The 776-nt window shown below is 32.2% G+C and carries 2 pseudogenes; both read left to right on the top strand.

The window, feature by feature from the left end:
* Nucleotides 1-349, top strand: a pseudogene (locus FUA24_RS03030) (30S ribosomal protein S12 methylthiotransferase RimO); the annotation flags it as partial.
* Between the two features lie 7 nt (nucleotides 350-356).
* Nucleotides 357-776: pseudogene (locus FUA24_RS03025) on the top strand (peptidoglycan DD-metalloendopeptidase family protein); the annotation flags it as partial.

Raw genomic sequence — 776 nt, 5'->3', positions numbered from 1 at the left:
TGAGCGTTTAGGATGTTTTACGTATTCTCACGAAGAAAATACACACGCTTACAATTTAGAGGATGATGTACCAGAAGATGTAAAGATTGAACGTGCCAATGAAATTATGGAAATTCAATCTCAGATTTCTTGGGAATTGAATCAAGCTAAAATTGGACAGGAGTTTAGAGTAGTGATTGACCGTAAAGAAGGAAATTATTTTGTTGGTAGAACAGAATTTGATTCACCCGATGTTGATAACGAAGTTTTAATTGATGCCACAAAAACTTATTTAAAAACAGGTGAGTACACCACTGTAAAAATAACCGAAGCCGAAGATTTTGATTTGTATGCGGATGTTGTAAATTAATTGTTTTATGGCGTTGCATACTTTTTTAAATTCAATTAGTTCAGAGCCTTTACATGTTTTAAGTGAAGCTATTTTAATATCTCAATACGTTAAATTAAACTTATCTGAAGATAATGAAGCATTAAAACAAGTTGATGTATCATCACCCAAGCATTTAGGGAATTTTATTAATCAAATTAAAGCAGAAAATAATGCATTAGTAGCGTTTGGTGGTTATAAGGAAGTACGCGGAATTTACAGGCGTAGTAATCATTTTAGCAACCCAGAGCAAGAGCGTAATATACATTTAGGTGTAGATTTATGGATTGATGCTAATACACCCATTTTTGCCCCTCTTGATGGTAGAGTGCATAGTTTTAAAAATAATATCAATTTTGGCGATTATGGGCCAACAATTATATTAGAACACACTGTTAATAATATAGTT

This window comes from Seonamhaeicola marinus (assembly GCF_008085455.1).
This window is presented reverse-complemented; position numbering and strand designations above follow the sequence as displayed.